Annotated in this window: 28 protein-coding genes; 4 read left to right on the top strand and 24 right to left on the bottom strand. The window is 65.9% G+C overall.

Annotation, left to right across the window (positions count from 1 at the left end):
• Positions 1-6: 6 nt before the first annotated feature.
• Genes EAE28_RS01115 through EAE28_RS01090 form a run of 6 tightly spaced genes read right to left on the bottom strand, consistent with a single transcriptional unit; the run spans position 7 to position 2793 of the window.
• A complete protein-coding gene (locus tag EAE28_RS01115; protein ID WP_127103978.1) occupies positions 7-501 on the bottom strand; it encodes a GFA family protein in 495 nt (164 codons plus the stop codon).
• 3 nt (positions 502-504) lie between these two features.
• Positions 505-807: an antifreeze protein gene (locus EAE28_RS01110; protein ID WP_127103977.1), complete on the bottom strand. Its 303-nt coding sequence runs from the start codon at positions 805-807 to the stop codon at positions 505-507.
• The gene (locus EAE28_RS01105; RefSeq protein WP_127103976.1) at positions 807-1112 is read right to left on the bottom strand and encodes an urease subunit beta; all 306 of its coding nucleotides are present in this window, start codon (positions 1110-1112) and stop codon (positions 807-809) included. Before EAE28_RS01105 ends, EAE28_RS01110 begins: the two co-directional genes overlap by 1 nt.
• A 9-nt stretch (positions 1113-1121) precedes the next feature.
• Positions 1122-1676: a HupE/UreJ family protein gene (locus tag EAE28_RS01100; RefSeq protein WP_127103975.1), complete on the bottom strand. Its 555-nt coding sequence runs from the start codon at positions 1674-1676 to the stop codon at positions 1122-1124.
• A gap of 10 nt (positions 1677-1686) precedes the next feature.
• Positions 1687-1989 (bottom strand): urease subunit gamma, encoded by a 303-nt coding sequence (locus EAE28_RS01095; RefSeq protein WP_127103974.1) that lies wholly within the window; start codon positions 1987-1989, stop codon positions 1687-1689.
• Positions 1990-1998: 9 nt separating this feature from the next.
• Positions 1999-2793: an urease accessory protein UreD gene (locus EAE28_RS01090; protein ID WP_127103973.1), complete on the bottom strand. Its 795-nt coding sequence runs from the start codon at positions 2791-2793 to the stop codon at positions 1999-2001.
• 242 nt (positions 2794-3035) lie between these two features.
• On the opposite strand from EAE28_RS01090, the gene EAE28_RS01085 reads away from it, so the two are divergent.
• Together EAE28_RS01085 and tsaA are read left to right on the top strand one after the other, a co-directional pair.
• Positions 3036-3914, top strand: a complete 879-nt coding sequence (locus tag EAE28_RS01085; RefSeq protein ID WP_127103972.1) for an HAD-IIA family hydrolase — start codon at positions 3036-3038, stop codon at positions 3912-3914.
• Positions 3911-4360, top strand: a complete 450-nt coding sequence (gene tsaA, locus EAE28_RS01080) for a tRNA (N6-threonylcarbamoyladenosine(37)-N6)-methyltransferase TrmO (RefSeq protein WP_127103971.1) — start codon at positions 3911-3913, stop codon at positions 4358-4360. Before EAE28_RS01085 ends, tsaA begins: the two co-directional genes overlap by 4 nt.
• Here the strand turns inward: tsaA and EAE28_RS01075 are convergent, their stop codons facing one another.
• The 8 genes from EAE28_RS01075 to EAE28_RS01040 form a co-directional block, all read right to left on the bottom strand.
• Complete coding sequence (locus tag EAE28_RS01075; RefSeq protein ID WP_127103970.1) at positions 4361-5869, bottom strand: MDR family MFS transporter; 1509 nt, start codon at positions 5867-5869, stop codon at positions 4361-4363.
• Between the two features lie 159 nt (positions 5870-6028).
• Positions 6029-6493, bottom strand: a complete 465-nt coding sequence (locus EAE28_RS01070; RefSeq protein ID WP_127103969.1) for an RrF2 family transcriptional regulator — start codon at positions 6491-6493, stop codon at positions 6029-6031.
• A 119-nt stretch (positions 6494-6612) separates the two neighbouring features.
• The gene (locus tag EAE28_RS01065) at positions 6613-6861 is read right to left on the bottom strand and encodes a hypothetical protein (protein ID WP_127103968.1); all 249 of its coding nucleotides are present in this window, start codon (positions 6859-6861) and stop codon (positions 6613-6615) included.
• A gap of 146 nt (positions 6862-7007) precedes the next feature.
• On the bottom strand, positions 7008-7334 hold the full coding sequence (locus tag EAE28_RS01060) for an SH3 domain-containing protein (RefSeq protein WP_127103967.1): 327 nt from the start codon (positions 7332-7334) through the stop codon (positions 7008-7010).
• Positions 7335-7429: 95 nt separating this feature from the next.
• Positions 7430-9250 carry an adenylate/guanylate cyclase domain-containing protein gene (locus EAE28_RS01055; RefSeq protein WP_164736510.1) on the bottom strand — a complete coding sequence of 607 codons (1821 nt, stop codon included), beginning with the start codon at positions 9248-9250 and terminating at the stop codon, positions 7430-7432.
• Positions 9243-9932, bottom strand: coding sequence for a Crp/Fnr family transcriptional regulator (locus EAE28_RS01050; protein ID WP_127103965.1), 690 nt, complete (start codon positions 9930-9932; stop codon positions 9243-9245). Before EAE28_RS01050 ends, EAE28_RS01055 begins: the two co-directional genes overlap by 8 nt.
• 64 nt (positions 9933-9996) lie before the next feature.
• Complete coding sequence (locus tag EAE28_RS01045; protein ID WP_127103964.1) at positions 9997-10605, bottom strand: FecR domain-containing protein; 609 nt, start codon at positions 10603-10605, stop codon at positions 9997-9999.
• Positions 10606-10691: 86 nt separating this feature from the next.
• Complete coding sequence (locus tag EAE28_RS01040; protein ID WP_127103963.1) at positions 10692-11945, bottom strand: glycerate kinase type-2 family protein; 1254 nt, start codon at positions 11943-11945, stop codon at positions 10692-10694.
• Positions 11946-12091: 146 nt separating this feature from the next.
• On the opposite strand from EAE28_RS01040, the gene EAE28_RS01035 reads away from it, so the two are divergent.
• Positions 12092-12400 carry a Dabb family protein gene (locus tag EAE28_RS01035; RefSeq protein WP_127103962.1) on the top strand — a complete coding sequence of 103 codons (309 nt, stop codon included), beginning with the start codon at positions 12092-12094 and terminating at the stop codon, positions 12398-12400.
• 550 nt (positions 12401-12950) lie between these two features.
• On the opposite strand, the gene EAE28_RS01030 is transcribed toward EAE28_RS01035, so the two are convergent.
• The 6 genes from EAE28_RS01030 to EAE28_RS01005 all read right to left on the bottom strand — a co-directional run bounded on the left by EAE28_RS01030 (position 12951) and on the right by EAE28_RS01005 (position 21330).
• On the bottom strand, positions 12951-13868 hold the full coding sequence (locus EAE28_RS01030; protein ID WP_127103961.1) for a LysR substrate-binding domain-containing protein: 918 nt from the start codon (positions 13866-13868) through the stop codon (positions 12951-12953).
• A 13-nt stretch (positions 13869-13881) separates the two neighbouring features.
• Entirely contained in the window at positions 13882-15087 is a 1206-nt protein-coding gene (locus EAE28_RS01025; protein ID WP_127103960.1) for an NAD(P)/FAD-dependent oxidoreductase, read from the bottom strand.
• A complete protein-coding gene (locus tag EAE28_RS01020; protein WP_127103959.1) occupies positions 15084-15905 on the bottom strand; it encodes an NAD-dependent epimerase/dehydratase family protein in 822 nt (273 codons plus the stop codon). Before EAE28_RS01020 ends, EAE28_RS01025 begins: the two co-directional genes overlap by 4 nt.
• A 63-nt stretch (positions 15906-15968) precedes the next feature.
• Complete coding sequence (locus EAE28_RS01015; protein ID WP_127103958.1) at positions 15969-17588, bottom strand: hydantoinase B/oxoprolinase family protein; 1620 nt, start codon at positions 17586-17588, stop codon at positions 15969-15971.
• Positions 17585-19669 (bottom strand): hydantoinase/oxoprolinase family protein, encoded by a 2085-nt coding sequence (locus EAE28_RS01010; RefSeq protein ID WP_127103957.1) that lies wholly within the window; start codon positions 19667-19669, stop codon positions 17585-17587. Before EAE28_RS01010 ends, EAE28_RS01015 begins: the two co-directional genes overlap by 4 nt.
• Positions 19666-21330: a thiamine pyrophosphate-dependent enzyme gene (locus tag EAE28_RS01005; protein WP_127103956.1), complete on the bottom strand. Its 1665-nt coding sequence runs from the start codon at positions 21328-21330 to the stop codon at positions 19666-19668. Before EAE28_RS01005 ends, EAE28_RS01010 begins: the two co-directional genes overlap by 4 nt.
• A 247-nt stretch (positions 21331-21577) precedes the next feature.
• Between EAE28_RS01005 and EAE28_RS01000 the strand changes: the two genes are divergently transcribed.
• Positions 21578-22003 carry a hypothetical protein gene (locus EAE28_RS01000; RefSeq protein ID WP_127103955.1) on the top strand — a complete coding sequence of 142 codons (426 nt, stop codon included), beginning with the start codon at positions 21578-21580 and terminating at the stop codon, positions 22001-22003.
• On the opposite strand, the gene EAE28_RS00995 is transcribed toward EAE28_RS01000, so the two are convergent.
• The 4 genes from EAE28_RS00995 to EAE28_RS00980 are packed head-to-tail and all read right to left on the bottom strand — an operon-like array spanning position 22004 to position 25855.
• A complete protein-coding gene (locus EAE28_RS00995; protein WP_127103954.1) occupies positions 22004-22978 on the bottom strand; it encodes an ornithine cyclodeaminase family protein in 975 nt (324 codons plus the stop codon).
• A complete protein-coding gene (locus EAE28_RS00990) occupies positions 22975-23832 on the bottom strand; it encodes an alpha/beta fold hydrolase (protein ID WP_127103953.1) in 858 nt (285 codons plus the stop codon). Before EAE28_RS00990 ends, EAE28_RS00995 begins: the two co-directional genes overlap by 4 nt.
• The gene (locus EAE28_RS00985) at positions 23829-25304 is read right to left on the bottom strand and encodes a M81 family metallopeptidase (protein WP_127103952.1); all 1476 of its coding nucleotides are present in this window, start codon (positions 25302-25304) and stop codon (positions 23829-23831) included. Before EAE28_RS00985 ends, EAE28_RS00990 begins: the two co-directional genes overlap by 4 nt.
• The gene (locus tag EAE28_RS00980) at positions 25301-25855 is read right to left on the bottom strand and encodes a TRAP transporter small permease (protein WP_127103951.1); all 555 of its coding nucleotides are present in this window, start codon (positions 25853-25855) and stop codon (positions 25301-25303) included. The genes EAE28_RS00985 and EAE28_RS00980 overlap by 4 nt, the downstream gene beginning before the upstream one ends.
• Positions 25856-25865: the final 10 nt, after the last annotated feature.

Below are 25865 nucleotides of genomic sequence, written 5' to 3'. Positions count from 1 at the left end.
CTCCTTTCAGACGACCCAGAGGCCGTGCGATTTGTGCCAGTCCTCGATCGAGGTGTCGGGATAGCGGGGGAATTCAGCGTCTTGGCGCCCGGCGTTGACTGGCACCCAGTCGGGTTTGGCGTCGAGCATCAGGTGGGTCAGGACAGGCGCGGGCGGCAGCGGCGTATCGATTGCGCTGGCGAGCGGGTGGATGAGGTCCGGCCAGGTGGGATCATAGAGCCACAGGTGGCTGCCGCAGCGCGAACAGAAGTGGCGCTCGGCGGTGGAGTGGCGGGTGGTGCCATCTTCGGTGATCGTGGCGCGGTAGATTGCCAGCGTCTCGCGGTTCTCGACCACCAGACTGTCGGCGCGGGCGGCGAGGTTGATCGCGTAACCCCCGCCGCCGGTGGTCTTGCGGCACACCGAGCAATAGCACAGCTGGTAGGGCACCGGCGTGTGGCTGGTCATGCGAAAGCGCACGGCCCCGCAGTGACAGCTGCCTGAGAGGAGGGTGCCGCTCATCGCTCAACCCGGCCCGCGCCGTGACAGGCTGCGGGCATTCGAGCGGGTGCGCTTGGCGTAGGGTTTGAGGGCTGCGGTGGCCACAGCGAGCGGCGGTTTGGACTGGGTGAGGGCGGTGTGAATGGCGGCGCTCGATTCGGTGAAAGCGGCCATTTTCTCGGACACCATGCGCGCGGTTTCACCGTCGCGCAGGTTCCAGCCGCCCATCATGCCCAGCGTGCGCATGGCCACGACTTGCTGCGCCTGCATCATCATGGTGCCGGTTTGCAGGGCAAGGCGCAGGGCGTCAAACGCGAAGGCGGCCATCACAGCGCACCCATGACTTTGGCATTGAAGCCATAGACGGTGCGGTTGCCCTGATAGGGGATCAGGTTGACCTCGCGCGTTTGCCCCGGCTCGAAGCGCACGGCGGTGCCGGCGGGGATGTCGAGCCGCTGGCCGCGCGCGGCCTCGCGATCAAAGCTGAGGCCGGGGTTGGTTTCGGCGAAGTGGTAGTGCGAGCCGACCTGCACCGGGCGGTCGCCGGTATTGGCGACCGTGAGCGTGGTGACGGGGGCGTCGGGATTGAGGATGATGTCGCCGGGGGCGGCGAAAATCTCTCCGGGGATCATGGCGTGTCCTTACACAAGAGCCAGCGCAAGACCCGCCACAGCGGCGGCCCCGCCCAGCGAGCGCGTGGTCAGAGCAGAAAGGCTGCGACCCATCGCGATGCCAGCTGCATGTAGCGCGGCGGTGGCCAAAGCAAAGCCCGCCGCGTAAAGCGCCATGCCGGTCGCCGGGCCTTCAGCCCCATGCGCCCAGCCATGGGCCAGACCGAAGACGGCGATCATCGGCAGGGTTGCGGCCAGCGGCAGGCGGGTGGCGAGCGCGGCCAGCACGCCGAGGATGACGATAGAGGCCAGAATCATCGGCTCGACCGCGGGCACGGTGACGCCGACAAAGCCCAAAGCACCGCCCGCCAGCATCGCGCCGACAAAAGCCAGCGGCATCGCCCAGAGCGCGCGGCCCCCGGTCTGCGCGGCCAGCAGGCCCACCGCGAGCATCGCCAGCACGTGATCCAGCCCGCCCAGCGGGTGCGCGGCGCCGTAAGCGAAGGTGCCAAGGTCATGGGTGCCGTGGGCCAGCGCCAGCGTGGGCGAGAGCAGCAGCATCAGGGCGAGGGGGAGTGCGCGCATGGGGAACCTCTTAGCGGATCGGGTGGTGAACGGTGACGAGTTTGGTGCCGTCGGGGAATGTCGCCTCGACCTGCACGGAATGGATCATCTCGGGGATGCCGGACATGCATTGCTCGGCGGTGATCACATGCGCGCCGGTTTCCATCAGCTCGGCCACCGGGCGGCCGTCGCGGGCGCCTTCGACAACGAAATCGGTGATCAGCGCGATGGCCTCGGGGTGGTTGAGCTTGACGCCGCGCGCCAGCCGTCCGCGCGCGACCATCGCGGCGAGGCTGATCAGCAGCTTGTCCTTTTCGCGGGGGGTAAGGTTCATGCCTGTCTCCTAGATCTGCCAGACGCGGGGCAGGCTGCCAGTGTTAGCAGGTCGCAACACGGATACCAGCCGTGCGATCTGCCGTCTGAGCGGCCAGCCATCGGCGGCGATCAGCCGCAGCGTCAGTTTTCCGTCGAATGCCGAGGCCGCGCCGCGCACGCCGGGCTCATTGAGGGTGGCGCGCACCGGACCCAGCGCATCCTCGGCCCCCTGCGCGACCAGCGCGATCGAGGCGAAGGCGCGCGCGCCCTGCAGCGTGGCGGGGCCGGTCAGGGTGCCGCCGTGCATTTTCAGCGGCTCGACCAGTACGGGTTTACCTGCGCGCAGGATCTCACGCCGGTCGGTCAGGGTGAAATCGCGGACTGTCTCGCCCATGGCGGCGCGGCCCAGCACGATGGCTTCCAGCAGCAGACACTCGGCCTGCGGGCCCAGGCTGATGCGGGTGTGGCGGCGCAGGGCTGAGCGGTCGAAGAGGATGGTCTCCTGTGGCAGCCAGTCGAGCCTGCCATGGGTGATGTCGAGCGCGACGCTCATCTGCGCCGTGCCGTCGCTGGCGCGGTAGGCGCGTTCGGCGGTTTGGGTGGTGGCGGTGGTGTCGCTGTCGGTTTGCAGGGCAAAGGACAGCCGATCGCCGCCGGTCAACCCGCCGGATGTATTGAGAAAAACCACCTCTGGCCGCGGGCCGGTCAGCGGAATCGCCTTGGCCGAGCCTTGGGTATAGAGCCGCTTGAGCCGCCCGCCCGCCATCACGACCTCGGCCGAGCCGCGCGTGCGCTGGTGAAGGGTCGGGGCTTGGGCGTTCATGGGGTCTCCGTTCACGCTAGCTCAAGCGTGTGCGGCGGTCGGGTTCAAGACGGGACGCATGGCGGGCGTTTGCTGCTTTGGCGGGCGTCGCGTTGATGCCTATGTCTTGGGCGTTTCGCTCAAATTCCGGGCGGAACAGGAAGCGATGCCGACACAGATCGCGCTTTCGCCGGATGCGGATTTTTGCCAGCATGTCGGGGAGTTTGCGGGGCCTTTTTCGCCCCAGACGATGAGGACGCTCGATGCAGCCAAATGCCCGCTGGGCCTTCGCCCGCTACTGCGCCATTGCGCATCATTACCCGCAGCCCGGGCGGATCTTTCCGCCGTTCAGCGCCAGGATTGACGACCTGCGGGGCGTGATTGAGCGCTATGACGGCTTCATTCTGGACGCGTTTGGCGTTTTGAATGTTGGCGAGGGGGTCTTGCCGCAAGCGGTGGCGCGGATCGCGCAGATGCGGGCTGCAGGTAAGCGGGTGGTGGTGCTGACCAACGGCGCCTCGGCCACGCGGGACGAGGCGCTGGCGAAGTACCACAAGTGGGGCTTTGATTTCACCGCAGATGAGGTGATCGCCAGCCGCGATCTGGCCGGGGAGGCATTGAAAGGGCGCGGCGGCGTCTGGGCGGCGATTGCGCCAGAAGGGGCCGCGTTCGACGATCTGCCGGGCGATCTGCGCGCGCTGGATGCGGGGTTGCTGGACAGCGCGGACGGGTTCTTGTTCCTTGGCTCGCAGGGCTGGGATGACGCCAAACAGGCGGCACTGGTGGCGGCGCTGAAGGCGCGGCCCCGCCCGGTGATCTGCGCCAACCCTGATGTTGTCGCCCCGCGTGAGGGCGGGTTCACCTGGGAGCCGGGGCATTATGCAGTGGATCTGCCGGTGCCGGTCGAATTCTACGGCAAGCCGTTTGGCGGGGCGTTCGAGGCGGCGCTCAGGGCGCTGGACCTGCCGGCCAAGCGCGTGGCGATGGTCGGCGACTCGCTGCATACCGACATTCTGGGCGGGCGCGCGGCGGGGTGTTTCACCGTGCTCATCCAGTCGCACGGGTTCTTCAAGGGCGTCGACCCCAAGGCGTTCATCGCCGCCAGCGGGCTGGTGCCGGATTTCATTGCGATGGAAACATGACGCACAAGCCGTTGAAACCGAATGAGGAAGTAACCGACGCCGTGCTGGCCGCGGATGCCACGTTGGGTTTCATCGGGAAGGTCGAGACACCCTACAAGACGCTCCGTGATTGCCCAAAGCGTGTCGGGCCTGACGGGCCGGAGTGCGCGGTGGTGCTGAACCCGCCGTGGGACCGGGCGTTGCAGGGGATCGACGATTTCGAATGGATCGAGCTGTTCTTGTGGTTCCACAAGGCGCGCCGCGATCTGCTGATCATCGAGCCGAACCACGGCAACGGCCCGCGCGGCGTGTTCTCGCTGCGCTCGCCCGTGCGGCCCAATCCGATTGCGGTGACGACGGTTAAGCTGGTCGCGCGGCAGGGGAACCGGCTGATCGTGCGCGGGTTGGAAGCGCTTGATGGCACGCCCCTGCTTGATCTCAAGCCGGGGCGTTGTCCGTTGGCGTAGTTATTCGGCCTGCGGTGCGGGCGTACGGCCCGACAGCGGGATTTCGCGCAGGATCAGCGCGACGATCAGACCCATCACACCGAAGGCCGCAACAACCCAGTAAATCGGGGCGATGGCGTCGACGATATGCGTGGCGATGCCAGCGCGGATCGCCGGGTCGAGCTGCGCCAGCGCCTGCGGGCCCATCTCGGCCGAGAAGTTCAGCCCGCCTGCCTGAGCGGCCAGTCGAGCGGTCATCATCGCGCCGAACATGGCGACCGCCAGTGAGCCACCGATCTGGCGGAACATGACGCCCGACGAGGTCGCCGTGCCCAGTTGCGCGCGCGGCACGGCGTTCTGCACGGCGGTGGTCAGCACCGGGAAGCACAGGCCCATACCAAAGCCGAACAGCACGATCATGCCCGAGAAGCCCCAGGTCGACGTGTCCACCGAGATCTGCGACAACAGCACGCCGCCAATGGCAAGGATGGTCATGCCGACAATCGGCAGGATCCGGTAGCGCCCGCTGCGGCGCATATAGGTGCCCGCGACCGTGGTGGCGGCGACGATGCCCAGCGTCATCGGGGCCAGCAGGAGGCCTGAGATCATCGGGCTCACACCGCGCGCGACTTGCAGATACAGCGGCAGGAACGTCACCGCCCCCAGCATCGCCGCGCCGGTGAGGAAGCTCAGCATCGAGGTGGTGGTGAAGACGTTCAGCTTGAACAGCTCAAGCGGCAGGATCGGTTCGACCGCGCGGCGCTCGATCAGGATGAACGCCACCAGCGCCACCAGCGACAAAGCGCCCAGTCCGTAGGTCTCAAGCGAATCCCAGGGCAGGGTATTGCCCCCCAGCGCGGTCATCAGCGTCACCGACGCCAGCGTGAGCGACAGCGCCGCAGCGCCCGCCCAGTCGATCTTGTGCTTCTTGGTGGCGGTATGCGCCGGGAAGCTCATGGCAAAGCCGATCACGGCCAGAATGCCCAGCGGCACGTTGATCAGGAAGATCCAGTGCCAGCTGAACTGCTCGACGAAATAGCCGCCGATCAGCGGCCCGACCATGGACGAGATCGAGAAGACAGCCGCGAACATGCCTTGGATCTTGCCGCGTTCCTTGGCGGTGAGCACGTCGCCCACCACCGACAGCGCCAGCACGAACAAACCGCCGCCGCCGAGACCCTGAATGGCGCGCGAGACGATGAGGAACGTCATGTTGCCCGCCAGCCCGCAGAGCAACGAGCCGATCAGGAACAGCCCGACCGAAACAAAGACCATAATCCGGCGGCCATAAAGGTCGCCCAGTTTGCCATAAAGCGGCGCTGCCACGGTCGAGGCCAGGATATAGGCGGTGACGACCCAGCTGAGGTGTTCGAGCCCGCCCAGATCCGAGACAATGGTGGGCAGGGCTGTCGATACGATGGTCTGATCAAGCGCTGCGAGCAGCAAAAGCGTGGCGACAGACGCGATGACCAGCCGGACCGACCGGACAGCGGTGGGGGTGACGTCTTGAGGCGTGGGGGAGGATGTCATGTTGAAAATACCGAACCTGGAATGCGGAACCGTCTGGCGGTGCGCGGCACGCGACACATAGTCCCGTGCGCCCGACTCGATCAAGAGAATGCAGGAATTTAATTTGTGAAGTTTTGTGTAGGTGCAGGCGCTCTGCACCCTGCGCAGCGGGCCGCGCGGCTACGCCGGCGTCTGCACGTCCTGCTCCACAGCCTCGCGGGCAAAAATGCCGGTCAGTGCCGCGTTGTTGTCGACCAGGTCAAGGAGCGTATAGCGATCGAGCGCACCATAGAAGGCACCGAGCGCCTCGCACAGCATGCCCTTGAGGCGACAGGCCCCGGCAAGCGGGCAGGTGTTCCGCTTGAGGTCCATGCATTCTGCGAAGGGCAGCTCGGCCTCGAACAGGCGGATCACCGTGCCGACGCCGATCTCGTCCGCCGGTCTGGCCAGCGCGATACCGCCCCCGCGGCCCTGGGTTGTCGTCAGAAAGCCTTCGCTTTCCAGCTGATTGACCACCTGCGCAACGTGGTGAAAAGAAGCATTACAGGCACTTGCCACGTCGGCGGTGCGCAAGCTGACCGGGAACTGCGTGGCGCAATGCATCAAGGTGCGCATCGCAAGATTGGTTCTAAGGGTCAAACGCATACAAACTAGCCCTGCACGACGCGCAAATCTGCGCTTTGAATGCGGCTTTCTTAGCGTCTGATCGTGCAGCGGCCTTGATTCAGATCAAACAAGGCCGCGCTCCGGCATGATTTGCGTTTTCAGGAAAAGACGCGGGTTTGCGGCTCGATCGGGCGATAGGCGGCGTCCAGAAGGGGCGCCGTGCGAGGGGCGTCGCTTGCGGGCTGCGTCAGCGAAATGACCGGCAGGGCCAGTCCCGCGCCCGACGGGGCGGTGACATGCCGGGCTGTGATGGGCGCGGCGGGGACAAGACCGGTGTCGCGGGCAAGAGCGGCGCTGCCAGCGAGTTGGGCGGTAAGGATCAGGGCGGCAAGGGCGGTGCGATACATGGGGTGGCTCCGTGGGGTGTTGGGGTGGTTATGAGATCACCTTAGCGCCGGGCTGGCTGCGCCTCAGTTCCCGGGGGAACAGCGAGCAGCGGCCGGATGCAAAAAAGGGCCCCCGAAGGGGCCCGCCGTTGCAAAGGTCTTGGGGGTCAATAGCGGCGGTACGCGGTGCCCTGCGCCGGGGCGTGATAGGCCGGGGCTTGATAGGCGGGCGCCTGATAGCTGCAATGCGCATTGCTTTCAGCGATATAGCTGCCCGAGAGCCAGCCGTACTGCCCCTGCCATTCGGCCCGGACCCAGCCGCTCTGCCATTCATAGGTCTGGATCACCGCGCATCGCGGCAGGGTGGCGATGACAGCGTAATAGCTGCTCGGCCCGTCGCGAAAGTTGACGCCGGCGGTGGTCCAGGCGTCAGAGGCAGAGGCCGCGGCAGGGATCAGGGTGAGGGCGGCGGCGATGAAGGCGTGGCGGATCATGGGCTTGGTTCCTTGTGCGGGTTGCGGCGTTGGTGCCGATGGGACCAACCTAACGGGCACAGGCTGTGCGCTCAGTTCCCGGGGGAACACTACAGTCAGGACAGGGTAAAAACCTCAACCGGCCCGAAACCGCGCAGCTCATGCAGGCCAAGGGCGCGCAAAGGCTGCGTGCTTTGCGCCGCCGCGGCGGGGCCGATGATCACGGCGGGCCCCAGCGCCTTGCCCGCCGCCTCCAGCCGCGCAGCAAGGTTAACGCAGGCACCATGCGCGGTGTAGTCGATGCGCGCGCCCGAGCCGACATCGCCCAGAATCGCCGCGCCGGTCTCGATACCGATGCGGGTTCGGCCCAGACCGAGGCTGGCGCGCAAGGCCTCGGTCTGGGCGACGATCTCGGCGGCGGCCTGAAGGGCTGCGTCTACATGGCCGGGCTGGTCCAGCGGCGCGTTGAAAAGCGCGTGGACCGCATCGCCGACGATTTTGTCGATCATCCCGCCATGGCGCAAAATCACCGCGCAGACTACGGTGAAGTAGCGGTCGAGGGCGTCGATCAGGGCTTCAGGCTCCATCGTGACGGTGGCGGCGGTAAAGCCTTCAAGATCGGTGAAAAGCGCGGTCACAAGGCGCCGTTCACCGCGCAGACGCAGCAGGCCGGGGTCATTGGCCAAGCGCGCAACGACGACCGCAGGCAGCAGCTGGCCCATACGTTCGCGCAGGGCGCGCTCGGCCCGGGCAGTGAGCGCAGCTTGCAGCAGGATCGCGGCCGTGGCGGAAAAAAGCACGCCTAGGGCGGGCATTAACGGATCATAAAGACGATTGGTGGCAAGATAAGTCGTCGTCGCGGTCCCGGTCCAGACCAGCGCAAGGGTGAGCGCAAGGGCAACCCCGGCCAGCGGGGCAAGGCGCGGCAGCATGCCGGCAAGGATGAGGCCGGCAAGGGCGAGGGCGGCTGCCTCGACCCAGGGCGCGTTGGCGGGGCGCCAGGGGAGCTGGTCGGCGATCAGGTCGGCGGTCAGATCGGCGGCGATCTGGACGGACGGATAAAGGGGGCCCATGGCAGTGGGGCGCAACCCGCCGCGTTGCGGCACGGAGGAACCGACGATGACCACGCGGTCGGCAAGGTCGGGAACTGGACCGCTGAGCAGGGCGGCCGCGTCGAGCGTGCGCGCTGCGCGCATCGCGGCGGGGCGGGGACGCAAACGCAGCGTGCCGTCCCTGTCCAGAGGCACGGCACGCGGGCCAAGATGCAGGCTCAGCGCGCCACTGGCATCGGCTGCGAGAACCACGGCTGAGGGCGCGCGAACGCGCCGGGCCAGCTCTACCGGGAGCGACGGCCAGGCAAGGGTCGCAACGGTGACGGCGGCGGGAACACGGCGCACGCGGGCTTCGGTGTCGCCGGGCAAAGACAGGCTGGCAAGGGTCACCGGGTCGGACAAAAAGGTTTCACAGGGGGCTTCCGCCCCCGGCGCGCTCCACAGCCGCGTGCCGGCATCGCCGCCAAGGGCCAGCGCGGGGGCGGGGCCGGGCAGGGCCTCGGACTGGTTGGCGAGCAGGAAGCCAAGGACGGTTGCGCTGCGGCTGAGCGTGGCGGTCAGCGCCAGATTGGCCGCGTTTGGCGCGCAATCGTCTGCAAAAACCACGTCCCAACCGACGACGCGCGGTGACGCCTCGGCCAACCGCGCTGCCAGCCGGGCTGAGGACGCGCGCGACCACGGCGCGCCGGTGTCATCAGCACGCGGGATATCGATGACGGTGACGCCTGTGGTTGGCGGCGCAGGGACCAGTACAAGCAGGGCATCCAATGCCCGCTCTTGCCATCGAACCAGCGGTGCGGGTTGCCACGCGATCAGCGCCGCAAGCGCCAGGCAAAGCCCCAGCGCGACCCTTCCGGCCAGCGGACGGCGTGGGGTCTCAGCCATCCGATCCGGCCTCGGCCCGCAGCCCGGTAACATGGCACCGCCAGCTGCGTCCGTCATCGATGATCAGCCCTTCGTCGCGGAAATCCTGCAAGACGCGGTTCACCTTGGGCCGGGTCGCGCCCAGTACGGCGGCCAGCTCTCCTTGTGACAGGCCCAGCGAAAGCCCGGCCTGATCAGGGATATCGGCCCCGTGCAGCTGTTCGAGCGTGATCAACAAGAAGCGCGCGACCCGGCCACGAAGCTGATAAAGGGCAATGGATTCAAGCTGCAACGTGGTGCTGCGCAGCATACTGGACAGATGCGCCAGCGCCGAGCGGTAAAACCCTGTATCGGCCTGAGCCAGCGTGTGAAACGCACTGCGGTCCAGAACAAAGCCGCTGACAGCGCCCACGGCCGTGGCATCGGCCGAGCGTGGGGCGTTGTCGAACAGCGCCATCTCCCCCAGAATTTCGCCCGGTTCAGAGTGTCGCAACACCAACTCGCGCCCACCCGGCGTCACCAGCGAGATCCGCACTCGCCCGCTTTCGAGCGCGACCAGCCAATCGCCGGGGTCATGGCGTTGAAAAAGCAGCTCCCCAGGGCCCCAATGGCGCGCGCGCGCTGTTGCGGCGACGGCATCAAGCGCCTCCGGGGACAACCCCGAAAAGAGCGCGAAGGATTTCCAGAACCCGCGATTGCGCATGCCGCCCCCTTTGGTGCGGCGATGGTGCCGCAGGCGGCATCCGGCGTAAAGCCCTCAGGCGGTGTCAGTCGCGCGACAGGCCGAGGCTGGCGAAGGCCTCGTCGATGCGCGCCTCGCCCCAAGGAGTGACCTCGGACGGGACGCCGGCGGACATCGTGCATCCTTCGCCCGCATTCAGCAGGCGGGTCACGCCGGCATTCGACACGCTGACCTGTCCGCGCTGGACGAAAACCGCATAATCGCCGCGCGACCAACCGACGAAAAACCGCGTGCCGCGCACGCCGATCTCACCGAACGCGGTGACAAAGCGTGCGTCCAGCGCTGGCAAATCGTCAGGCCGGTCAAAAACCATGGCGCCGCCGACCCGTATAGTGCCGCCGATTTCGGACAGGAAACTGGCCAGTTCGATGTGGCTATTGGTGCCCAGTGCAATCCGCGTGCGCGCGTCGAGCAACAGCAACGCCAGCCCGCTGTCACCCGTCGCCGCTGTGTCACCTTCGTGCAACGCGAGGCCCGGCGCCAAGGGCAGCCTTAGACCATCGCGGATCAGATCGCCGGGACCGGTGGTTTCCAGCACCTCGCCCAGTCGCGACGGGGTGCTGGTAAAGGCAGGGCTGGCCAGCGGCAGGCTGGCCGCAGTCAAGAGAAGCATACGGCGGGAAAAAACAGTCATGAGGCGCCTCGATTCAACAAATGTTAAGAAATGTGGCGTTCAACTAGCATGTGCGGGCGCGAGCATGACGTTCCCAGCGGAACCCGTCAAAGGGGTTCGATCAGAAGTGCGCGGAAATCGTTGACATTGGTCAGGGTCGGACCAGTGACAACCTGCGCACCCACGCGGGCGAAGAAACTGTGGGCGTCATTCTGGGCCAAGGCGTCCTCGGCTGCGGCGCGCTGGCCGTTCAAGGTGTCGGGGCTTATCACGGCCCCGGCGACCTCGGCTGCGCCATCGACGCCGTCGGTGTCACAGGCTAGGGCGTAGATACCGGGTGCGCCGTTGAGGGCAAGAGCCAAGGCAAGGCAGAACTCGGCGTTGGGTCCGCCGATGCCATCACCGCGCCGCGTGACCGTCAACTCGCCGCCCGAGAGCAGGACCAACGGCGCGTCGCCTGGGGTGAGCGTCGTTTGCAAGGCAAGGGCTTGGGCCGCCATCGCGCGCGCAACGTCGCGCGCTTCCCCTTCGAGCGCGTCGCCAAGGTGACGCGTCTGACATCCGTGAGCGGTCGCCAGTTCGGCGGCGGCGGCAAGTGATTGCGCAGGGGCTGCGTAGATCCGGTTTTCTACCCGCGACAGGCGCGTGTCGCCGGGGGGGATCACACCGGTCGGGCGATTGAGGGCGTCTGTCACCGAGAGCGGGACGCCAACTTCCCAGCGCGCCAGCACGGCGCGGGCGTCGTCGGGTGTGGATGCATCGCCCACGGTTGGACCCGAACCGATAAAGGCCGGATCATCGCCGGGGACATCAGAGATCATCAGTGCCAACAGGTGGGCAGGATAGGCCGCCGCCGCCAGCTGGCCACCTTTGACCCGGCTCAGGTGTTTGCGCAGCGTGTTCATCTTGTCAATCGGCGCACCAGAAGCGAGGAGGGCGCTGTTAACCGCCTTCTTCTCGTCCAGCGTTATGCCGTCACAGGGAGCAATCAGCAGCGCCGACGCCCCGCCTGAAATCAGGGCGAGCACAAAATCTTCCTCGCCCAGCCCATCCAGAAGGTCGAGCATCCGGATCGTCGCGTCGGCGCCAGCCTGATCCGGCACCGGATGCGCAGCCTCAACAATTTCAATGCCCTGACAGGGGCGGGCATAGCCGTAGCGGGTGATCACCAGACCTTCGCACGGACCCCATTCGGCCTCGACCGCCTCGGCCATCCGCGCGCTGGCCTTACCCGCACCGACCACCACAACCCGACCGGTGGGTTTGGGCGGGAGATGGGCAGCGAGCGAGCGCATCGGATCGGCAACCTCGACCGCCCGATCAAACAGGGCGCGCAGCAGCGGGACAGGGGACAGGGGCATCGCGACTCCTCTTTTCACCATAATGGCGCGCGCGGGGCACGAGGGAAAGGGCCCGGCTTGCGCTGACGGCGCGCGCTTCATCCGCCTTTCGCTGTCGGGCGAAGAATGGCAGGCTCGGCAAGGCTTGGTGATTGAAGGGAAATACCATGATCCGTCATACTGTCTTGACTAAGTTCAAACCAGAAATGGACGATGAACGTGTGGCGGCTCTATATGCGCAGCTCTCTGCTCTGGTCGACAGTTTGCCCGGTGCTCATAACTTTGTCGGTGGTCGATCAGAAAGCCCGGAGGCATTGGAAAGAGGATATCTGCATGGATTTTTCATCGATTTTAACAGTTGGGCCGATCTGAAAGCCTATGCCGAACACCCTGAGCATCTGGCTACCGCCGCCCGCTTAGTTAACAGTGCGATTGGCGGCATCGACGGTGTTCTTGTCTTTGATTTACCCGCATGATCAATGGTTTGCGAAGGACTTTGGCGTCGTGGCCGCGGCAGGTTATTCCGAAAATCCGTAACCATTATTTTTTAAGCTGATATTAAGATTTGAGTCGCACACTGATAATTGCGACGGAAGGAGGGTGTAGCTTTTGAGCAGGGTCGTACTGGTTACTGGCGGCGTGCAGAGCCTGTTGGACCTTAACGCAACCTACCCTGCTATCCTGACTGCGCAGGATTGGGACCGGTTGGCTGACGGTGTGCGTGGTGAGGTTGACCTCAATGGGCGATGTTTGGGCCTGGCAGGATACAGGTCGATGTTGGGGGGGTGATTTCCGCGTTAACCCGGGCATACGTTTTGTTGTGACCCAAGATGTGTCCAATCCGCCATCTATCGCCGGGCGCTAACATTTTTACTGCGCAGCGACGGGCGTCCTGTTTGGCCTGCCGGTTCAGGGTAAACATGTGCAATGTGATATGACGGAGTTTTAGACGCTCGCTGACGGAAGAAGTCGCGGGGAGCGGCAGGTGATCGATACGGCAGCGATGGCGGCGCAGAACTGAGTTTTTCACGGCTGTGGATGGCTTGTCCAATCCTCGCCGGTGACCCAGTCGCAGAAGGCGGCGACAGATTTCAGGCGGCGGTGAGCGCGCGGAACGACGAGGTAGAAGCCGGGGATCTGGGCTGCGGGCATGGTGCGCAGGGCATCGGGCCCGAATGGAGCAATGAGACTGCCGGTCGCCAGATCTTCAAGCGCGTCGATGGTGGAGACAAGGCCGACACCAAGGCCCGCCAGCGTGGCACGGCGCATGGTGGCGGCGTCCTGAAAGCGGATGTCGGCGGGTTTGCTGCGGGCGTCGACGCCCAGATGGGTCAGCACGTTGGACCAGAGGTCGGTCGAGAGGACGGGGTGCAGAAGCGGCAGGTCGAGCAGATCGGCGGGAGTGGAGAGGCGCGCAGCCAATGCGGGAATGCAGCAAAGGATCTTGGGGTCGCGCATCAACAATACGGGCTCGTATTTGCGCCAGTTGCCAAAGCCCCACTGGATTGCCACATCGACGTCGTCGGCGATGAAGTCGGGCAGATCGACCATGGTGGTCAGGCGGAGATCGGCGTCGGGGACGATGGCGCGGAAGCGGGCGATGCGGTCGAGCAGGAAGCGGGTGGCGAAATAGGGGCTGGCGTTAACGTTGATGCGGGTGCGCTGGGTGGTTTTGGTGACGCGGCGCACGCCCTCTTCAAACTCGTTGAACCCGGCCTGAACATAGTGGGAAAGCAGGATGGCCTGTTCGTTAGGCTCAATAGCGCGGCCCTTGCGATCGAACAGCGGGGTGCCGAGCGTGTCTTCCAGCAGTTTAATCTGCTGGCTGACGGCCTGCGGCGAGACGCGCAGCTCGTCCGCCGCGCCGCGAAAGCTTTTGTGCCGCGCGACGACGTGGAACACGCGCAAGGCGTTCAGGGGCGGCAGGCGGGCGTCTCGGCTCATCGGCAGGTGCGCATCAGATCACCGCTTTTTCCAGGAACGGGCGGTTTTCCACGATGCGCTCATAGCCGACTTGCGTGAAGTCGAGGCTGCGGTAGGCACCATAGGTGATCAGCTCGGAGACGGCGCGGCCAACGGCGGGGGATTGCTGCAGGCCGTGGCCCGAGAAGCCATTGGCGAACAGGAAGTTGGTGACCTCAGGATGGCGGCCGACGATCAGGTTGTGGTCAAGGGTGTTGTAATCGTAATGGCCGGCCCATTGGTTGATCACCTTCATTGCCTCGAAAGCCTCGGAGCGTTCGGCCAGCGCGGGCCAGATGATGTCCTCGAATTCCTCGTAGCGCGGGGTGAAATCGTCGAAATCGACGGCGGGGTCGTCAACCGGCACGGCGCCGGACAGGAAGTAGCGCCCCTCAGGGCGGATAAACACGCCCGAGGTGTCGATCATCAACGGCAAACGCCCCCCGGTGACGCGGGCCGACCCTTCCGGCGTTTTCGCGCAATCGAGAACAAAGAGTGTGCGCTTGCGCGGTTCGACCGGGACATCCAGCCCGGCCATGCGCGCGGTCAGCCCGGCGCGGGGGCCAGAGGCGTTTACCACGATACCCGCCTTGACCACCGCGCCGGATTTCAGCGTGACGCTGCTGACGGTGCTGCCGTCGCGACCGATCGCTGTCACCTCGTCATGGACCAGCTCGGCCCCCTGCGCGCGGGCCTTGGCGCGAAAGCCGTTCATCAGGCCAGTGTTGTTGAACCAGCCCTCACCCGAGCGGCCATAAGAGGCCAGCACGATGTCCTCGACGCGCAGATGCGGGAAGGCATCGGCCAGCTCGGCCTGCGACCAGAGCACCGTGTCGGCCCCGCAGGCGCGCTGAACGGCGTGGTTTTCGCGCAGGATCTGCGCCTGCGCGTCGGTACTGGCCAGAAACAGATAGCCGGATTCGTGAAAGTTCAGGTCGGGCCGGTCGTCGCCGACCTGCATCGCCTCGGCAAAACCCCGGATGAAACTCAGCCCGAACTGGCTGATCTGCACGTTGATCGGATTGGAGAACTGGGTGCGGATCGACGACGCCGACAGCGCCGTCGAGGCCTGGGCGAAACGTGGGTCGCGTTCGACCACCAGCACCGAGCCGGTGAAATCGGGGTTGGCGGTCAGGAAATACGCCACCGATGCGCCGATCACCGCGCCGCCTACGATCACCACGTCATAGCTGTCTTTCATTTCGAAGGCTCGTCGTCAGGGTGCGGGAAATCGACATAGGCGCCGCCGAGGCAGCGGGTCGCGGGCGCGTCGGGGTCCTGCACCGGCACGGTCGCTTCGATCCGGGCGCGGTGGGGTTCGGCGGACTCCTGAGGGCGGTAGCCGAGGTGATTGGCCAGCCGGTTGTCGGTGACCTTGACCTTGTTGTCGGACATGCCGAACACGACCGTGTGGCCCACGCGCGGGGCGGTCAGCGCGTCGGTGACCAAACGCACGCAGTCGTTGTAGGTCAGGAAGGACCACAGGTGGCGCCGGTCGGCAGGCTCGGGGAACGAGGAGAAGATCCGCACCATGACGCTCTCGATGCCGAACTTGTCCCAGTAGAGGCTGCCGAGATCCTCAACGAAGCATTTGGACAGTCCGTAGAGCGTGTCGGGGCGGTGGGGCGAGCGGGCGTCGATGTGGCTTTCCATCTGGTGAAAGCCGATGGCATGCACGGATGAGGCATAGACAACGCGGCTGATGCCGTGTTTCCGCGCGCCCTCATAAATATGGTACGAGCCGCGGATCGAACTGTCGAGCACCTCTTGCCACGGTTTCTCAACTGGTGCGCCGCCGAAATGCATAATCATGTCAACGCCTTCGCAGGCGGCGATGACTGCATCCATATCAGCGAGGTCACAGGTGACCATCTCCTCATTGGGCTGCAGGTCACTGACGGTGACGCGGTCGAGCAGGCGCAGCCTGCGGGCCAGCGGGGCAAGGCCGCGGCGCAGCTCTCGGCCCAGATTGCCAGCCGCGCCGGTGATCAGAAGGGTGTCAAAACGCGGGTTGGTCATGGGTTTTCCTTACAGTTTGATGGTGCCTTGGTGCGCCTGCGGGGCAGGCGCGGTCAAGGTGGGTCAGTCTTTGGGTGCGGTGACGTAGCCCTTCGAGAGATCGTCAGCGCGGGCGGCGGGCGCGCGCTGCGCAGGATCGCCAAAGCCGCCGCCGCCGGGCAGGGTCAGCATCAGGCGGCGACCGGCGGGGACGTGCTGCCAGCCCTTCGGTTTCAGCCTTGTGCCATCGTCGAGCGCCACACCGCCGGGCGCGCCGGGGCTGCCGCCATCGCGCCCCTCGGCTGCGTGGTTCACGCGGTCGAACATGGCCGAGAAGTCGAACTCGTGCCCCGGCATCGGCGCGATCTCGATCCGCTGGCCCAGGCCGCCGCGATACTGGCCGTCGCCGCCGCTGTCGGGGCGCAATTCCTTGCGCCAGACGACGATGGGACCGGTCTGTTCGGTGGCCTCGACCGGCATGGTCATCACGCCCGAGGGGAAAGCGGTCGCGCCCAGCCCGTCAAGTCCCGGTCGCGCCCCCATGCCGCCCGAGTTGAACATCAGGATCTCGGCCTTGCGGCCCTGCGTGCCCGCGACCGGACGGGCCGAGATATGCAGGTTCCACAGCGCGCCCGCGCCTTGGGCGAGGATCTGTCCGGGCAGCGCCTGCGCTAGCGCGTTCAGGATCAGGTCAGGCACCATATGGCCGATGACATGGCGCAGGCTGACCGGGGCGGGGCGTTGCGCGTTGAGGATATTCTCGGGCGAGGCGATGGTGACCAGATCGAGCGAGGCCCAGTTGTTCGGGATATCGGGGGCCACGACGCATTTCAGCGCATAGCTGGCATAGGCTTTGGTGTAGATCAGCGGAACGTTGATGCCCCAGCGGCTGGGCGCATCGGTGCCGGTGAAATCCACATGCACGCCGTCCGGGCGCAAGCTGACAGTCGATGCAAGTGTGACGGGCGCGTCGTAGCCGTCGGTGGTCAGCGTGCTGGACCATGTGCCCGAGGGCAGGGTGGCAAGCCGCTCCAGCATGGCGGTGCGGGTGCGGGTGAAGATGAACTCGGCGAGCGTGTCGAGCGAGTCTAGCCCGATCTCCTGCATCATGTCGATCAGGCGGCGGTGGCCGACATCGTTGCAGGCGGCAAGCGAATAGAAGTCGCCAACCACCTGATTGGGCTCACGAACATTGGCGCGGAGCAGGCGAATCAGGGTGCTGTTGACCTGACCCTTTTCAGCGAATTTCATGATCGGGATCTGGATGCCTTCCTCATACACCGACTTCCCGTCGGCCCCGAATCCGCGCCCGCCCACATCGACGACATGCGCGGTGCAGGCGAAGAACCCGACCAGCCGGTCGCCCAGAAACGAGGGCGAGACCATGGTGATGTCGTGCAGATGCCCGGTGCCCTTCCACGGGTCGTTGGTGACATAGGTGTCGCCGGGGAACATGTCCTCGCGCGGGATTTCGGCCAGAAAATTGCCCACCGCCTCGGCCATGGTGTTGACGTGGCCGGGGGTGCCGGTGACGGCTTGGGCCAGCATCCGGCCCTGCGGGTCATAGACGCCCGCCGACAGATCGCCCGCCTCGCGTACCGAGGTGGAAAAGGCGGTGCGGATAAGGGTCATCGCCTGCTCTTCCACCACGGAAATCAGGCGGTTCCACATGACTTGCAGGCGGATCTCAGTGATGGCGGTCATGCGGTGGCCTCTTTGCGGATGAGCAGCAGGCTGCCGTCGTCTTGCATCACCACATCGAAGGGCGAGGTGACGACGGTCGAGGTTTCGCGCTCGCTGATCACGGCAGGGCCAGAGACACGGTCGCCGGGGGTGAGCGTGTCGCGGGCGATGAGCGCGGTCTGTAGCGCGACACCCTGTGCGGGGTCAAAGACCGGGCGGTGTTGCGTGGCCATGTGGTCACGTTGGCCGGTGGTCAGCGCGGTGCTTTCAGGCGCGGCGCGCTGGTCTTCGGCTTTGACCGAGAGGGTGACGATTTCGATGTCCAGCCCGTCCAGCCCGTCGATGGCGCGGCCAAAGAAGCGCGCGTAAGCCTCGCGGAAGCTGGTGGCGAGCAGGGTGGCATCCTGCGCCGTAAAGGCGCGGTCAGGCAGCGGCACGGGGATCTCCCAGCCTTGCCCGGCGTAGCGCATGTAGCCCGTAACCGCGCGCGTGATCACGCCGTTCGAGCCGGTGCGCACGAAGCCCTCGGCGGTGGTTTTCAACCCGTCGAGCACGGCGTTCAGGCTGGGTGCATCGAAGCGCGACAGGGGCAGGACGCGCGACGCCAGCGCCTCGTACCCGAAGGGCGCTTTTAGGAACCCGATGGCCGAGCCGACGCCCGCGCCCTGCGGGATCAGGCAGCGGTCAATGCCCAGTTTTTCGCATAGACGGGCGGCGTGCAGCGGCGCGGCACCGCCAAAAGCGACCATTACGTTGTCGGCGATGTTCTTGCCGTTCTCGACGGCATGGACGCGGGCGGCGTTGGCCATGTTCTCGTCCACCACCTCGCAAATGCCGAAGGCGGCGGCAGTGGGGTCGAGGGACAGGCGCGTGCCGACATCCTGCGCGATCGCGGTTTGCGCCGCGTCCAGTGACAGGGCGATCTTGCCGCCAGCGAAATTGTCGGGGTCCAGCTTGCCCAGCACCAGATCGGCATCGGTGATCGCCGGATGCGTGCCGCCGCGCTGATAGCAGGCGGGGCCGGGTTCCGAGCCCGCGGATTCCGGGCCGGTTTGGATGCGGCCCATCGCATCGACCCAGGCCAGCGACCCGCCGCCTGCGCCGATCTCGATCATCTCGATTACCGGGATCGAAATGGGCATGCCCGAGCCCTTGGCGAAGCGGGTCGAGCGCGCGACTTCGAAGCTGCGGGCGGTCTTGGGGGCGAAGTTTTCGATCAGGCAGATCTTGGCCGTGGTGCCGCCCATGTCATAGCTGACGACCTTCTCCAGCCCAAAGCGCTGCGCGACATCGGCGGCGAAGATCGCACCGCCGGCAGGGCCGGATTCGATCAGGCGGACGGGGAATTGTGCAGCGGTTTCGACCGAGATCAGGCCGCCGCCCGAGTGGATCATGAACACGGGACACGTCGCGCCCATGTCCTTGAGGCGGATCTGCAGGCGGGCGAGGTAATCGGCCATCTGCGGGCGGACATAGGCGTTGGCGCAGACGGTGTTGAACCGCTCGAACTCGCGCATCTGCGGTGAAACTTCGCAAGAGATCGAAATAGGCAGGTCCAGCACCCGCGACAGGATTTCGCGCGCGCGTTCTTCATGCGCAGGGTTGACGTAGGAATGCAGAAAGCCAATCGCCACCGCGCCAAAATCCTGCGATTTGATGGTCTTGGCGATGGTTTCCAGTGCCACCTCATCCAGCGGCGCCAACTCTTGCCCCTGCGCGCCGATGCGGCCTGCGACGGGGAAGCGATCCTCACGCGGGACCAGCGGGCGGGGCAGCACAAGGTTCAGATCGTATTGATCGAAGCGGTTTTCGGTCCGCATTTCGATCACGTCGCGGAACCCTTCGGTGGTCACAAACGCCGTGCGCGCGCCGCGCCGCTCGATCAGCGCATTGGTGGCCAACGTCGTGCCGTGGATGACCAGATCGAGGTCGGCAGGGGTCAGTCCTGCGTCGGCCAGAACGATCTCGATCCCGTCCAGAATCGCCTGTTCGGGCGCGGCATAGGTGGTCAGCAGCTTGGTTGAATAGAGCGCGCCGCTATGTTCCAGCGCGATATCGGTGAAGGTGCCGCCGATATCGGCACCAAGGCGAATGGCAGTCATGATTTTCCTTGGGCGGCAAGGGCTGCGGCGCGCATCTGGCTGAGGGTCTGGCGCGGGGTCAGCGCCTCGGGCGAGATGTCGAGGTCGAGCACCGCGCCGGTTTTCGACGCGAGCGCGCGCTCAAACGCGGCGGGGAAATCGGCGGTGGTGGCGACGCGCTCGCCGTGGAAGCCGTAAGCGCGGGCGAGGGCGGCGAAGTCGGGGTTGATCATCGTCGTGCCCGATACGCGGGCCGGGTAGTGGCGTTCCTGATGCGCACGGATGGTGCCGTAGATGCCGTTGTTGACGATCAGTACGATGGGCTGCGCGCCGTATTGCGCGGCGGTGGCGAGTTCCTGACAGTTCATCTGGAAATCGCCGTCACCGGCGAAGCAGACCACGGTGCGCTCTGGGTAGGCCACCTTGGCGGCGATGGCGGCGGGCAGGCCGTAGCCCATCGCCCCGGACTGTGGCCCGAGCATCCGGGCATTTGGTCCGTATTTCAGGAACTTGTTGGGCCAGACGGTAAAATTGCCCGCGCCATTGGTGGTGATGAAATCCTCGGGCAGCACGTCGCGCAGATAGGCGCTGACGGCGACCATATCGACCGGTGAGGGCTGGGCGGGGGCGTCAAAACTGGCCTCATAGGCCGCGCGGGCGTCGGCGCGCCAGTCGGCCCAGCCGCCTTGCACCGGGTGCAGCGCCTGGGCAAAGGCGTTGTGACCAGCGTGGATGCCGAGTGCGGGTTGATACACCTTACCGATCTCGCGGTCCGAGGCATGGACGTGGATCACCTTTTGCGTTGGCATCGGCACGCTGAGCAGGGTGTAGGCGTCGGTGGTCATCTCGCCAAAGCGGATGTTCAGCGCGAGGATCACATCGGCGTTCTGGATCAGGCCGCGCACATGCGGCGGCATGCCGACGCCCGCCTCACCGACAAAGGCGGGCGAGTGGTTGTCGACCTGATCCTGATAGCGGAAGGCGGCGACGACGGGGATGTCCGAGGTCTGCGCGAACTCCTGCAGCGCGGCGCGACCTGCATCGGTCCAGCTGGTGCCGCCGAGCAGGATCAGCGGGCGCTGTGCCCCGGCGAGCAGGGCCTGCGCCTGCGCCACGGCTTCGGCGGTGGGCGCGGGGGCGGTCATTACGGGCGCATGGGTCAGCGCGGGGAAATCGGCGGGGCCTGAGAGCATATCTTCGGGCAGGGCGATGACCACCGGGCCGGGGCGGCCGGTGGTGGCGGTGATCCAGGCGCGCGAGAGGATCTCGGGGATGCGGGCGGCGTCGTCGATCTCGACCGCCCATTTAGCCATGGTGCCAAAGACAGCGCGGTAGTCCAGCTCTTGGAACGCCTCGCGCCCGCGCATGTCGGTGCCGACCTGACCGACGAACAGCAGCATCGGCACGCTGTCTTGCATCGCAGTGTGCACACCGATGGAGGCATTCGTCGCGCCCGGTCCGCGCGTCACCATGCAGATACCGGGCTGGCCGGTCAGCTTGCCCCAAGCGGCGGCCATGAAAGCGGCACCCCCCTCATTACGGCAGTTGATGAAGTCGAGGGCCCCGCCGGTGTCGTGCAGGGCGTCGAGCATGGCCAGATAGCTTTCTCCGGGCACGCCGAAGGCCTTGCGCGCACCCAGTGCCACCAGACATTCGACCAGAAGCTGTCCACCATGTTTCATATCGGTTCTCATCCCCTGAAGCGTTGCAACCGATCCTGCCGCTGTCTTGGGGCAAGGACCATCAAGAAAACAGCTGGATCGGCAAGAAAGACTTGTCAATCGTCCTGCGCGGGAAAGCGACCGGCGGAGAGACGCCCAGTGGGAAACCAGCGCTGGACCCGGCGGCGGGATGAGTGCGTTGTACCGCTGATCAGGTGGCCGGGCTGACGATGTCGGACGGGCCGCTCCCATGAACAGGAATAGACCCATGAAACGCATTGTGATTGCCGGTGTTGCCGTGGTCAGCACCTTTGCCTTTGTTCCCACCGCTTCGGCAGACAGGGGTGGTCATTCTGGCTATGCGCGCTGCGACTATGGTGCGCGCGGTTGCCCCAGCCGCGGCGAACGCGGCCACGGTCGCCATGACGAGCGTCACGGCGGGCGGCATGCGGACCGTCATGACCGGCGCGACGGTTACTATGACCGCGACCGCTACGACCGCCATGATCGGCACGCGCGTGTCGGTGGCTATGGGCATCGCGGCCAACGCTTTGAGTGGCGCGAAGGCTATCGGTTTGGCCCCGCGCCACGCGGGCGCGAGTACCAGATCGTCAACAATCAGGTGGTGCTGGTCGACAGCGAAACGATGCAGATTCTGGCGATTGTCGGACTGCTCAGCGATATCCTGAACTGATCAGAAAGACGCGTCCTGACCGCGACCCTCAGCGACCGCGCGGTCCAGCACATGCTGGGCCGCGGCCAGATCCTGCGCCACGACTCCCAATGAGCGATACGCGGTGATCGCCTGCGCCGAGCTGCGACCGGGGGCACCGTTCAGAACGCTGCCGATCTCGGATTTGAGATCGCTTTCGGTGAAAGCGCCCGCTTTCAGCCCCTCGACGATCTCACCGGCCTGCGCCAGCAGCGAGGGGCGGTAGTCGAAGAAATACTCACAGCGCGTGACGACATCGGCATCCACCTCGCGCTTCGAGGCGACCGAGGAACCGACGATGTTCACATGTTGGCCGGGCTCCAGCCACGCCCCCTGCAACACCGGGGTGGCCGAGTTTGTGACCGTGCAGATGATGTCGGCCCCTTTGATCCCGGTTTGCACGTCGGTGCCATGCGTGATCACCAGCGCCGGATAGGCGTGGCCGGCGTGGACGGCCATCGCCGCCGCCTTTTCGGCGCGGCGGCCGACGATGTGGACATGGGCAATCGGGCGCACGGCCAGCATGGCGGCAAGGTGATGTTCGGCTTGCTCGCCCGTGCCGATAATCGTCAGGCGCTCGGCATCCGGCCGGGCCAGCGCGCGGGTGGCAACGGCGCTGGCGGCGGCGGTGCGGATCGCGGTCAGAAGGCCTGCGTCCATCATCGCCACCGCGCCGCCGGTCTCGGCCTCGAACAGCACGACCGCGCCGCGATGGCCTGAGAGGCCCTTGTCAGGGTTGCCGGGGAACAGGCTGACCAGCTTGACGCCGTAACAGCTGGGCTCGGCCAGCGAGCCCGACATCACCCCCATCATATTCGCCCCGCCGACCGGCACGACATGCCGCAGCGGCAGTTGCGCGGTGCCGTCCGAGACGCCGCGCATGGTGGTGTCGATCACGTCGATCGCCTCGGCCATGGGCAGCAGCTCTGCGACATCGGCGTTGGAAAGAATCTTCATGCTTCAAAAACCCCGTCGTTTTCAGCCCATTCGCCGCCCATGGGGACCCGCCCAAGGCGCGAGAGCAGCAGGTTCGCGTAGGTTTCATTGCGGACCAGATAGGGGAAATGCCCGCCCCACAGGAAGCGATAGGAATGGCCCGGCGCGTTGCGTTCGCGCACGGCGGCGCGCATCGGTGCCGGGATGAGCGGATCATCCAGCGACTCGATGGTGGTTGCCGTATCGGCGGTGTTGGTCAGCGGCGGCAGCACCGGGCCGGTTTTCAGCGCGTCCAGACGCGCGCGCATTTCCATTTCGGGGATGCGGCCCGCGGCTTCGGCCAGCAGGAAGTCGATCACCTCGCGCTGGTCGGGATGGGCGTCGGCCCATGCGCTCAGGCCCATGGCGAAGCCACGGCGCAGCTCGTCGATGGGGGCCGCCCACAGGTCCGAGGAATAGGGCGGACGCTCACCGATCCCGGCAAGCGAATGCAGGGTGTTGGCGGCGAACAGGTGGCGCACGCGCTCGGGATAGGTGGCCGCGAAATACTGCGCGACGAAGCCGCCCAGCGACGAGCCGAGCAGCGACACCTTGGCCACGCCGAGCTGATCGAGCAGGGTGATCAGGCTGGCCGCCCAGTCTACCACGCCCCCGCTTTCAGGATACGACACCGCCAGCACGCGCATATGCGCGGCCATGGGTTCGATCACCTTGAAGAACACATCCGCGCGGCCCAGCGTGCCGGGCATGAACAAGAACACATCGCCCGTGCCGCCGGTGTCGATCAAGCCCCAGCTGCGCCCGTCCAGCGTCAGCGTGGTTTCGGGATGGCGCGCCAGAAAGGCGTCGCGTTCGGCCATCAGCGTGTTGCTCATGCGAAGGGGTTCTCCACCTTGGGCCAGTAGTTCAGCGCGCGTTTCTTGTACGGAATCGCGGTGAAATCCGGTGTGATTGCGCCCGGAGGGGCGACGGGGATGATGGTGCTGGCGATGGGCGCAAAGCCCGCGCGGTAATGGTTCGAGGACTTGACCACAACATGCCGCTTCTTCGCAACCTCAATCCCCAGTTGTGTAAACGCCTCGGGGTGGAAGGTCTGTGTGCGCACATCATTGACGGCAAGGTCGATGTTGTCGCTGGGATCGGGCGTGCCCGCATCGATGCTCAGCCAGACGGTGGTGCCCAGCTCAACCGGCAGCGAACCGAAGCGCTGGGTAAGGCCCTTGGCGATGCGCTTGACGGTAACGGTCAGGTCAAGCGGGTCGCCCGACATCGGCCCGGTCTTGCCGCCAAGGCGGACGGGCAGGGTGGCGCCTTCGCCGGCGTCCTCGGCCAGCCGCACCAGTTGCGGGTCCCAGTACAGGCCCGAGACCACCGAGGTCAGCCCGCGCTCCAGCATGGCGCGCAGCATGAAGGTGCTGTCACCGGGCGCGCCGCCGCCGGGGTTGTCGGACATATCGGCCAGCACGATGGGGCCCTGGTTGTGGCCTGCGGCAAGGTCCAGCGCGGCATCGATGCTCAGGACTTCCTGGAAGATCGCCTCTTTCTCGGCCCAGAGCTTTTCGCCCAGCTCGCGCGCCGTTTTCTCGGCCAGCGCCGGGTCGCCATCGGTGATCGCCAGCGCCCGCGCGCCGGTACGCTCATGATCGCCCCACGGAAAGCCATGGGCCAGCGACAGCGAGAGCACGCCCGGCTCGGATTCACGTGCCGTCATCGCGTCGACATAGGCGCGCATCGGACCTTCGGGCGTCGGCATCGCCATGATGATGCGGCAGTCATAGTCGCGCATCACCGGGTTGGTCTTGCCCTCAGCCGCATCGGCCAGCAAGGCGAACAGCTCAGCCCCGCGCTCCAGAATGTCGATATGCGGGTATTCCTTGAAGCAGATCAGCGCGGTGGCTTGGGTGAGCATGGCGTCGGTCAGGTGGCAATGCGGGTCCAGCGAGCCGCCGATCTTGGCATTAGGGGCAATGGCACGGATATGGGTGATCAGGTCGCCTTCGCAATCATCGTAGCCATCGGCAATCATCGCGCCATGCAGCTGCAGCAGGACAATGTCCACCGGCATCGCGGCTTTCAGATCGCGCAGGATCTCGTCGCGGAAATCCTCGTACACCTTGCGCAGGGTCAGACCGGCGGGCTGGGCAAAGGCGGCGAGGCTCTCGACAACCTCCCAGCCGCGTTTCTCGGCCTCGGTCCGCCACAGGTTGATGGCGCCGGTCCAGTATTTCGGCGCGCTTTTGGTGGCGTCGCCGTGGTGGATCATGCCCTCTTCAAAGCCCGACAAGGCGGTGGGCAGGGGCGAGAAGCTGTTGGTCTCGGTGGCAAGGCAGGCAATGAAGGTCTTCATGGGGTCTTTCCGTCGCGCAGCTCAAGCGCGGGGTCGGTCTGACCCGTCGCTGAAAGCGCCAGTTTTGCGGCCAGATGGATCAGGATCAGCGCGAAGGCCACGGGAACGGCTGCGGTGAACCAGATCATCGGGATGGGGATCATTTCGGCGGTGCGGCCCAGCGAGCGGCCCAGAAACCCGCGCGCGGGGTTCATGCCGGGGCCATAGATCGAGAACCACAGGATCGGCACGGCAAAGAGCAGGACGCCCGCGCCGCGCAGCACGGTCCAGAGCGCGCCCAGCTTGCCGCGCAACAGCACGGCCTGTGGGAAGAGCGTGGGGTCAGCCCCGGCGCGAAACGCGACCGAGGCCCCCAGCATACCGGCCCAGACCATCGCCCGGCGGGCGAGTTCTTCGGTCCAGACCGGCGGGGCCGAGAGGAAATAACGCGCGATGACCTGCCAGCTTGCGGCATAGACCATCGTCAGCACCGCCAGCACCGCGCCGACAATCGCCACGGCATTGAGGGTGGATGACACCCGGTCCAGTCCACGGGCAGTTTTCGTCAGCATCGCGCGCGCT

This window comes from Pararhodobacter zhoushanensis (assembly GCF_003990445.1).
Taxonomy (GTDB): Bacteria; Pseudomonadota; Alphaproteobacteria; order Rhodobacterales; family Rhodobacteraceae; genus Pararhodobacter; species Pararhodobacter zhoushanensis.
The sequence above is the reverse complement of the archived record's forward strand: the minus strand, read 5'-3'. Positions and strand labels throughout refer to the sequence as shown.

What these genes read in the sequence shown, in the direction of transcription:
- EAE28_RS01065 (WP_127103968.1), bottom strand. Translation starts at nt 6,861, where the DNA reads ATGTATCGCACCGCCCTTGCCGCCCTGATCCTTACCGCCCAACTCGCT.
- EAE28_RS00980 (WP_127103951.1), bottom strand. Translation starts at nt 25,855, where the DNA reads ATGCTGACGAAAACTGCCCGTGGACTGGACCGGGTGTCATCCACCCTC.
- EAE28_RS01050 (WP_127103965.1), bottom strand. Translation starts at nt 9,932, where the DNA reads ATGCGCAATCGCGGGTTCTGGAAATCCTTCGCGCTCTTTTCGGGGTTG.
- EAE28_RS01095 (WP_127103974.1), bottom strand. Translation starts at nt 1,989, where the DNA reads ATGAACCTTACCCCCCGCGAAAAGGACAAGCTGCTGATCAGCCTCGCC.
- EAE28_RS01010 (WP_127103957.1), bottom strand. Translation starts at nt 19,669, where the DNA reads ATGACTGCCATTCGCCTTGGTGCCGATATCGGCGGCACCTTCACCGAT.
- EAE28_RS01020 (WP_127103959.1), bottom strand. Translation starts at nt 15,905, where the DNA reads ATGACCAACCCGCGTTTTGACACCCTTCTGATCACCGGCGCGGCTGGC.
- tsaA (WP_127103971.1), top strand. Translation starts at nt 3,911, where the DNA reads ATGACGCACAAGCCGTTGAAACCGAATGAGGAAGTAACCGACGCCGTG.
- EAE28_RS01015 (WP_127103958.1), bottom strand. Translation starts at nt 17,588, where the DNA reads ATGACCGCCATCACTGAGATCCGCCTGCAAGTCATGTGGAACCGCCTG.
- EAE28_RS00995 (WP_127103954.1), bottom strand. Translation starts at nt 22,978, where the DNA reads ATGAAGATTCTTTCCAACGCCGATGTCGCAGAGCTGCTGCCCATGGCC.
- EAE28_RS01090 (WP_127103973.1), bottom strand. Translation starts at nt 2,793, where the DNA reads ATGAACGCCCAAGCCCCGACCCTTCACCAGCGCACGCGCGGCTCGGCC.
- EAE28_RS01085 (WP_127103972.1), top strand. Translation starts at nt 3,036, where the DNA reads ATGCAGCCAAATGCCCGCTGGGCCTTCGCCCGCTACTGCGCCATTGCG.
- EAE28_RS01115 (WP_127103978.1), bottom strand. Translation starts at nt 501, where the DNA reads ATGAGCGGCACCCTCCTCTCAGGCAGCTGTCACTGCGGGGCCGTGCGC.
- EAE28_RS01075 (WP_127103970.1), bottom strand. Translation starts at nt 5,869, where the DNA reads ATGACATCCTCCCCCACGCCTCAAGACGTCACCCCCACCGCTGTCCGG.
- EAE28_RS01040 (WP_127103963.1), bottom strand. Translation starts at nt 11,945, where the DNA reads ATGCCCCTGTCCCCTGTCCCGCTGCTGCGCGCCCTGTTTGATCGGGCG.
- EAE28_RS01100 (WP_127103975.1), bottom strand. Translation starts at nt 1,676, where the DNA reads ATGCGCGCACTCCCCCTCGCCCTGATGCTGCTGCTCTCGCCCACGCTG.
- EAE28_RS01035 (WP_127103962.1), top strand. Translation starts at nt 12,092, where the DNA reads ATGATCCGTCATACTGTCTTGACTAAGTTCAAACCAGAAATGGACGAT.
- EAE28_RS01055 (WP_164736510.1), bottom strand. Translation starts at nt 9,250, where the DNA reads ATGGCTGAGACCCCACGCCGTCCGCTGGCCGGAAGGGTCGCGCTGGGG.
- EAE28_RS00985 (WP_127103952.1), bottom strand. Translation starts at nt 25,304, where the DNA reads ATGAAGACCTTCATTGCCTGCCTTGCCACCGAGACCAACAGCTTCTCG.
- EAE28_RS01025 (WP_127103960.1), bottom strand. Translation starts at nt 15,087, where the DNA reads ATGAAAGACAGCTATGACGTGGTGATCGTAGGCGGCGCGGTGATCGGC.
- EAE28_RS01105 (WP_127103976.1), bottom strand. Translation starts at nt 1,112, where the DNA reads ATGATCCCCGGAGAGATTTTCGCCGCCCCCGGCGACATCATCCTCAAT.
- EAE28_RS01000 (WP_127103955.1), top strand. Translation starts at nt 21,578, where the DNA reads ATGAAACGCATTGTGATTGCCGGTGTTGCCGTGGTCAGCACCTTTGCC.
- EAE28_RS01045 (WP_127103964.1), bottom strand. Translation starts at nt 10,605, where the DNA reads ATGACTGTTTTTTCCCGCCGTATGCTTCTCTTGACTGCGGCCAGCCTG.
- EAE28_RS01060 (WP_127103967.1), bottom strand. Translation starts at nt 7,334, where the DNA reads ATGATCCGCCACGCCTTCATCGCCGCCGCCCTCACCCTGATCCCTGCC.
- EAE28_RS01070 (WP_127103969.1), bottom strand. Translation starts at nt 6,493, where the DNA reads ATGCGTTTGACCCTTAGAACCAATCTTGCGATGCGCACCTTGATGCAT.
- EAE28_RS01030 (WP_127103961.1), bottom strand. Translation starts at nt 13,868, where the DNA reads ATGAGCCGAGACGCCCGCCTGCCGCCCCTGAACGCCTTGCGCGTGTTC.
- EAE28_RS01110 (WP_127103977.1), bottom strand. Translation starts at nt 807, where the DNA reads ATGGCCGCCTTCGCGTTTGACGCCCTGCGCCTTGCCCTGCAAACCGGC.
- EAE28_RS01005 (WP_127103956.1), bottom strand. Translation starts at nt 21,330, where the DNA reads ATGAAACATGGTGGACAGCTTCTGGTCGAATGTCTGGTGGCACTGGGT.
- EAE28_RS00990 (WP_127103953.1), bottom strand. Translation starts at nt 23,832, where the DNA reads ATGAGCAACACGCTGATGGCCGAACGCGACGCCTTTCTGGCGCGCCAT.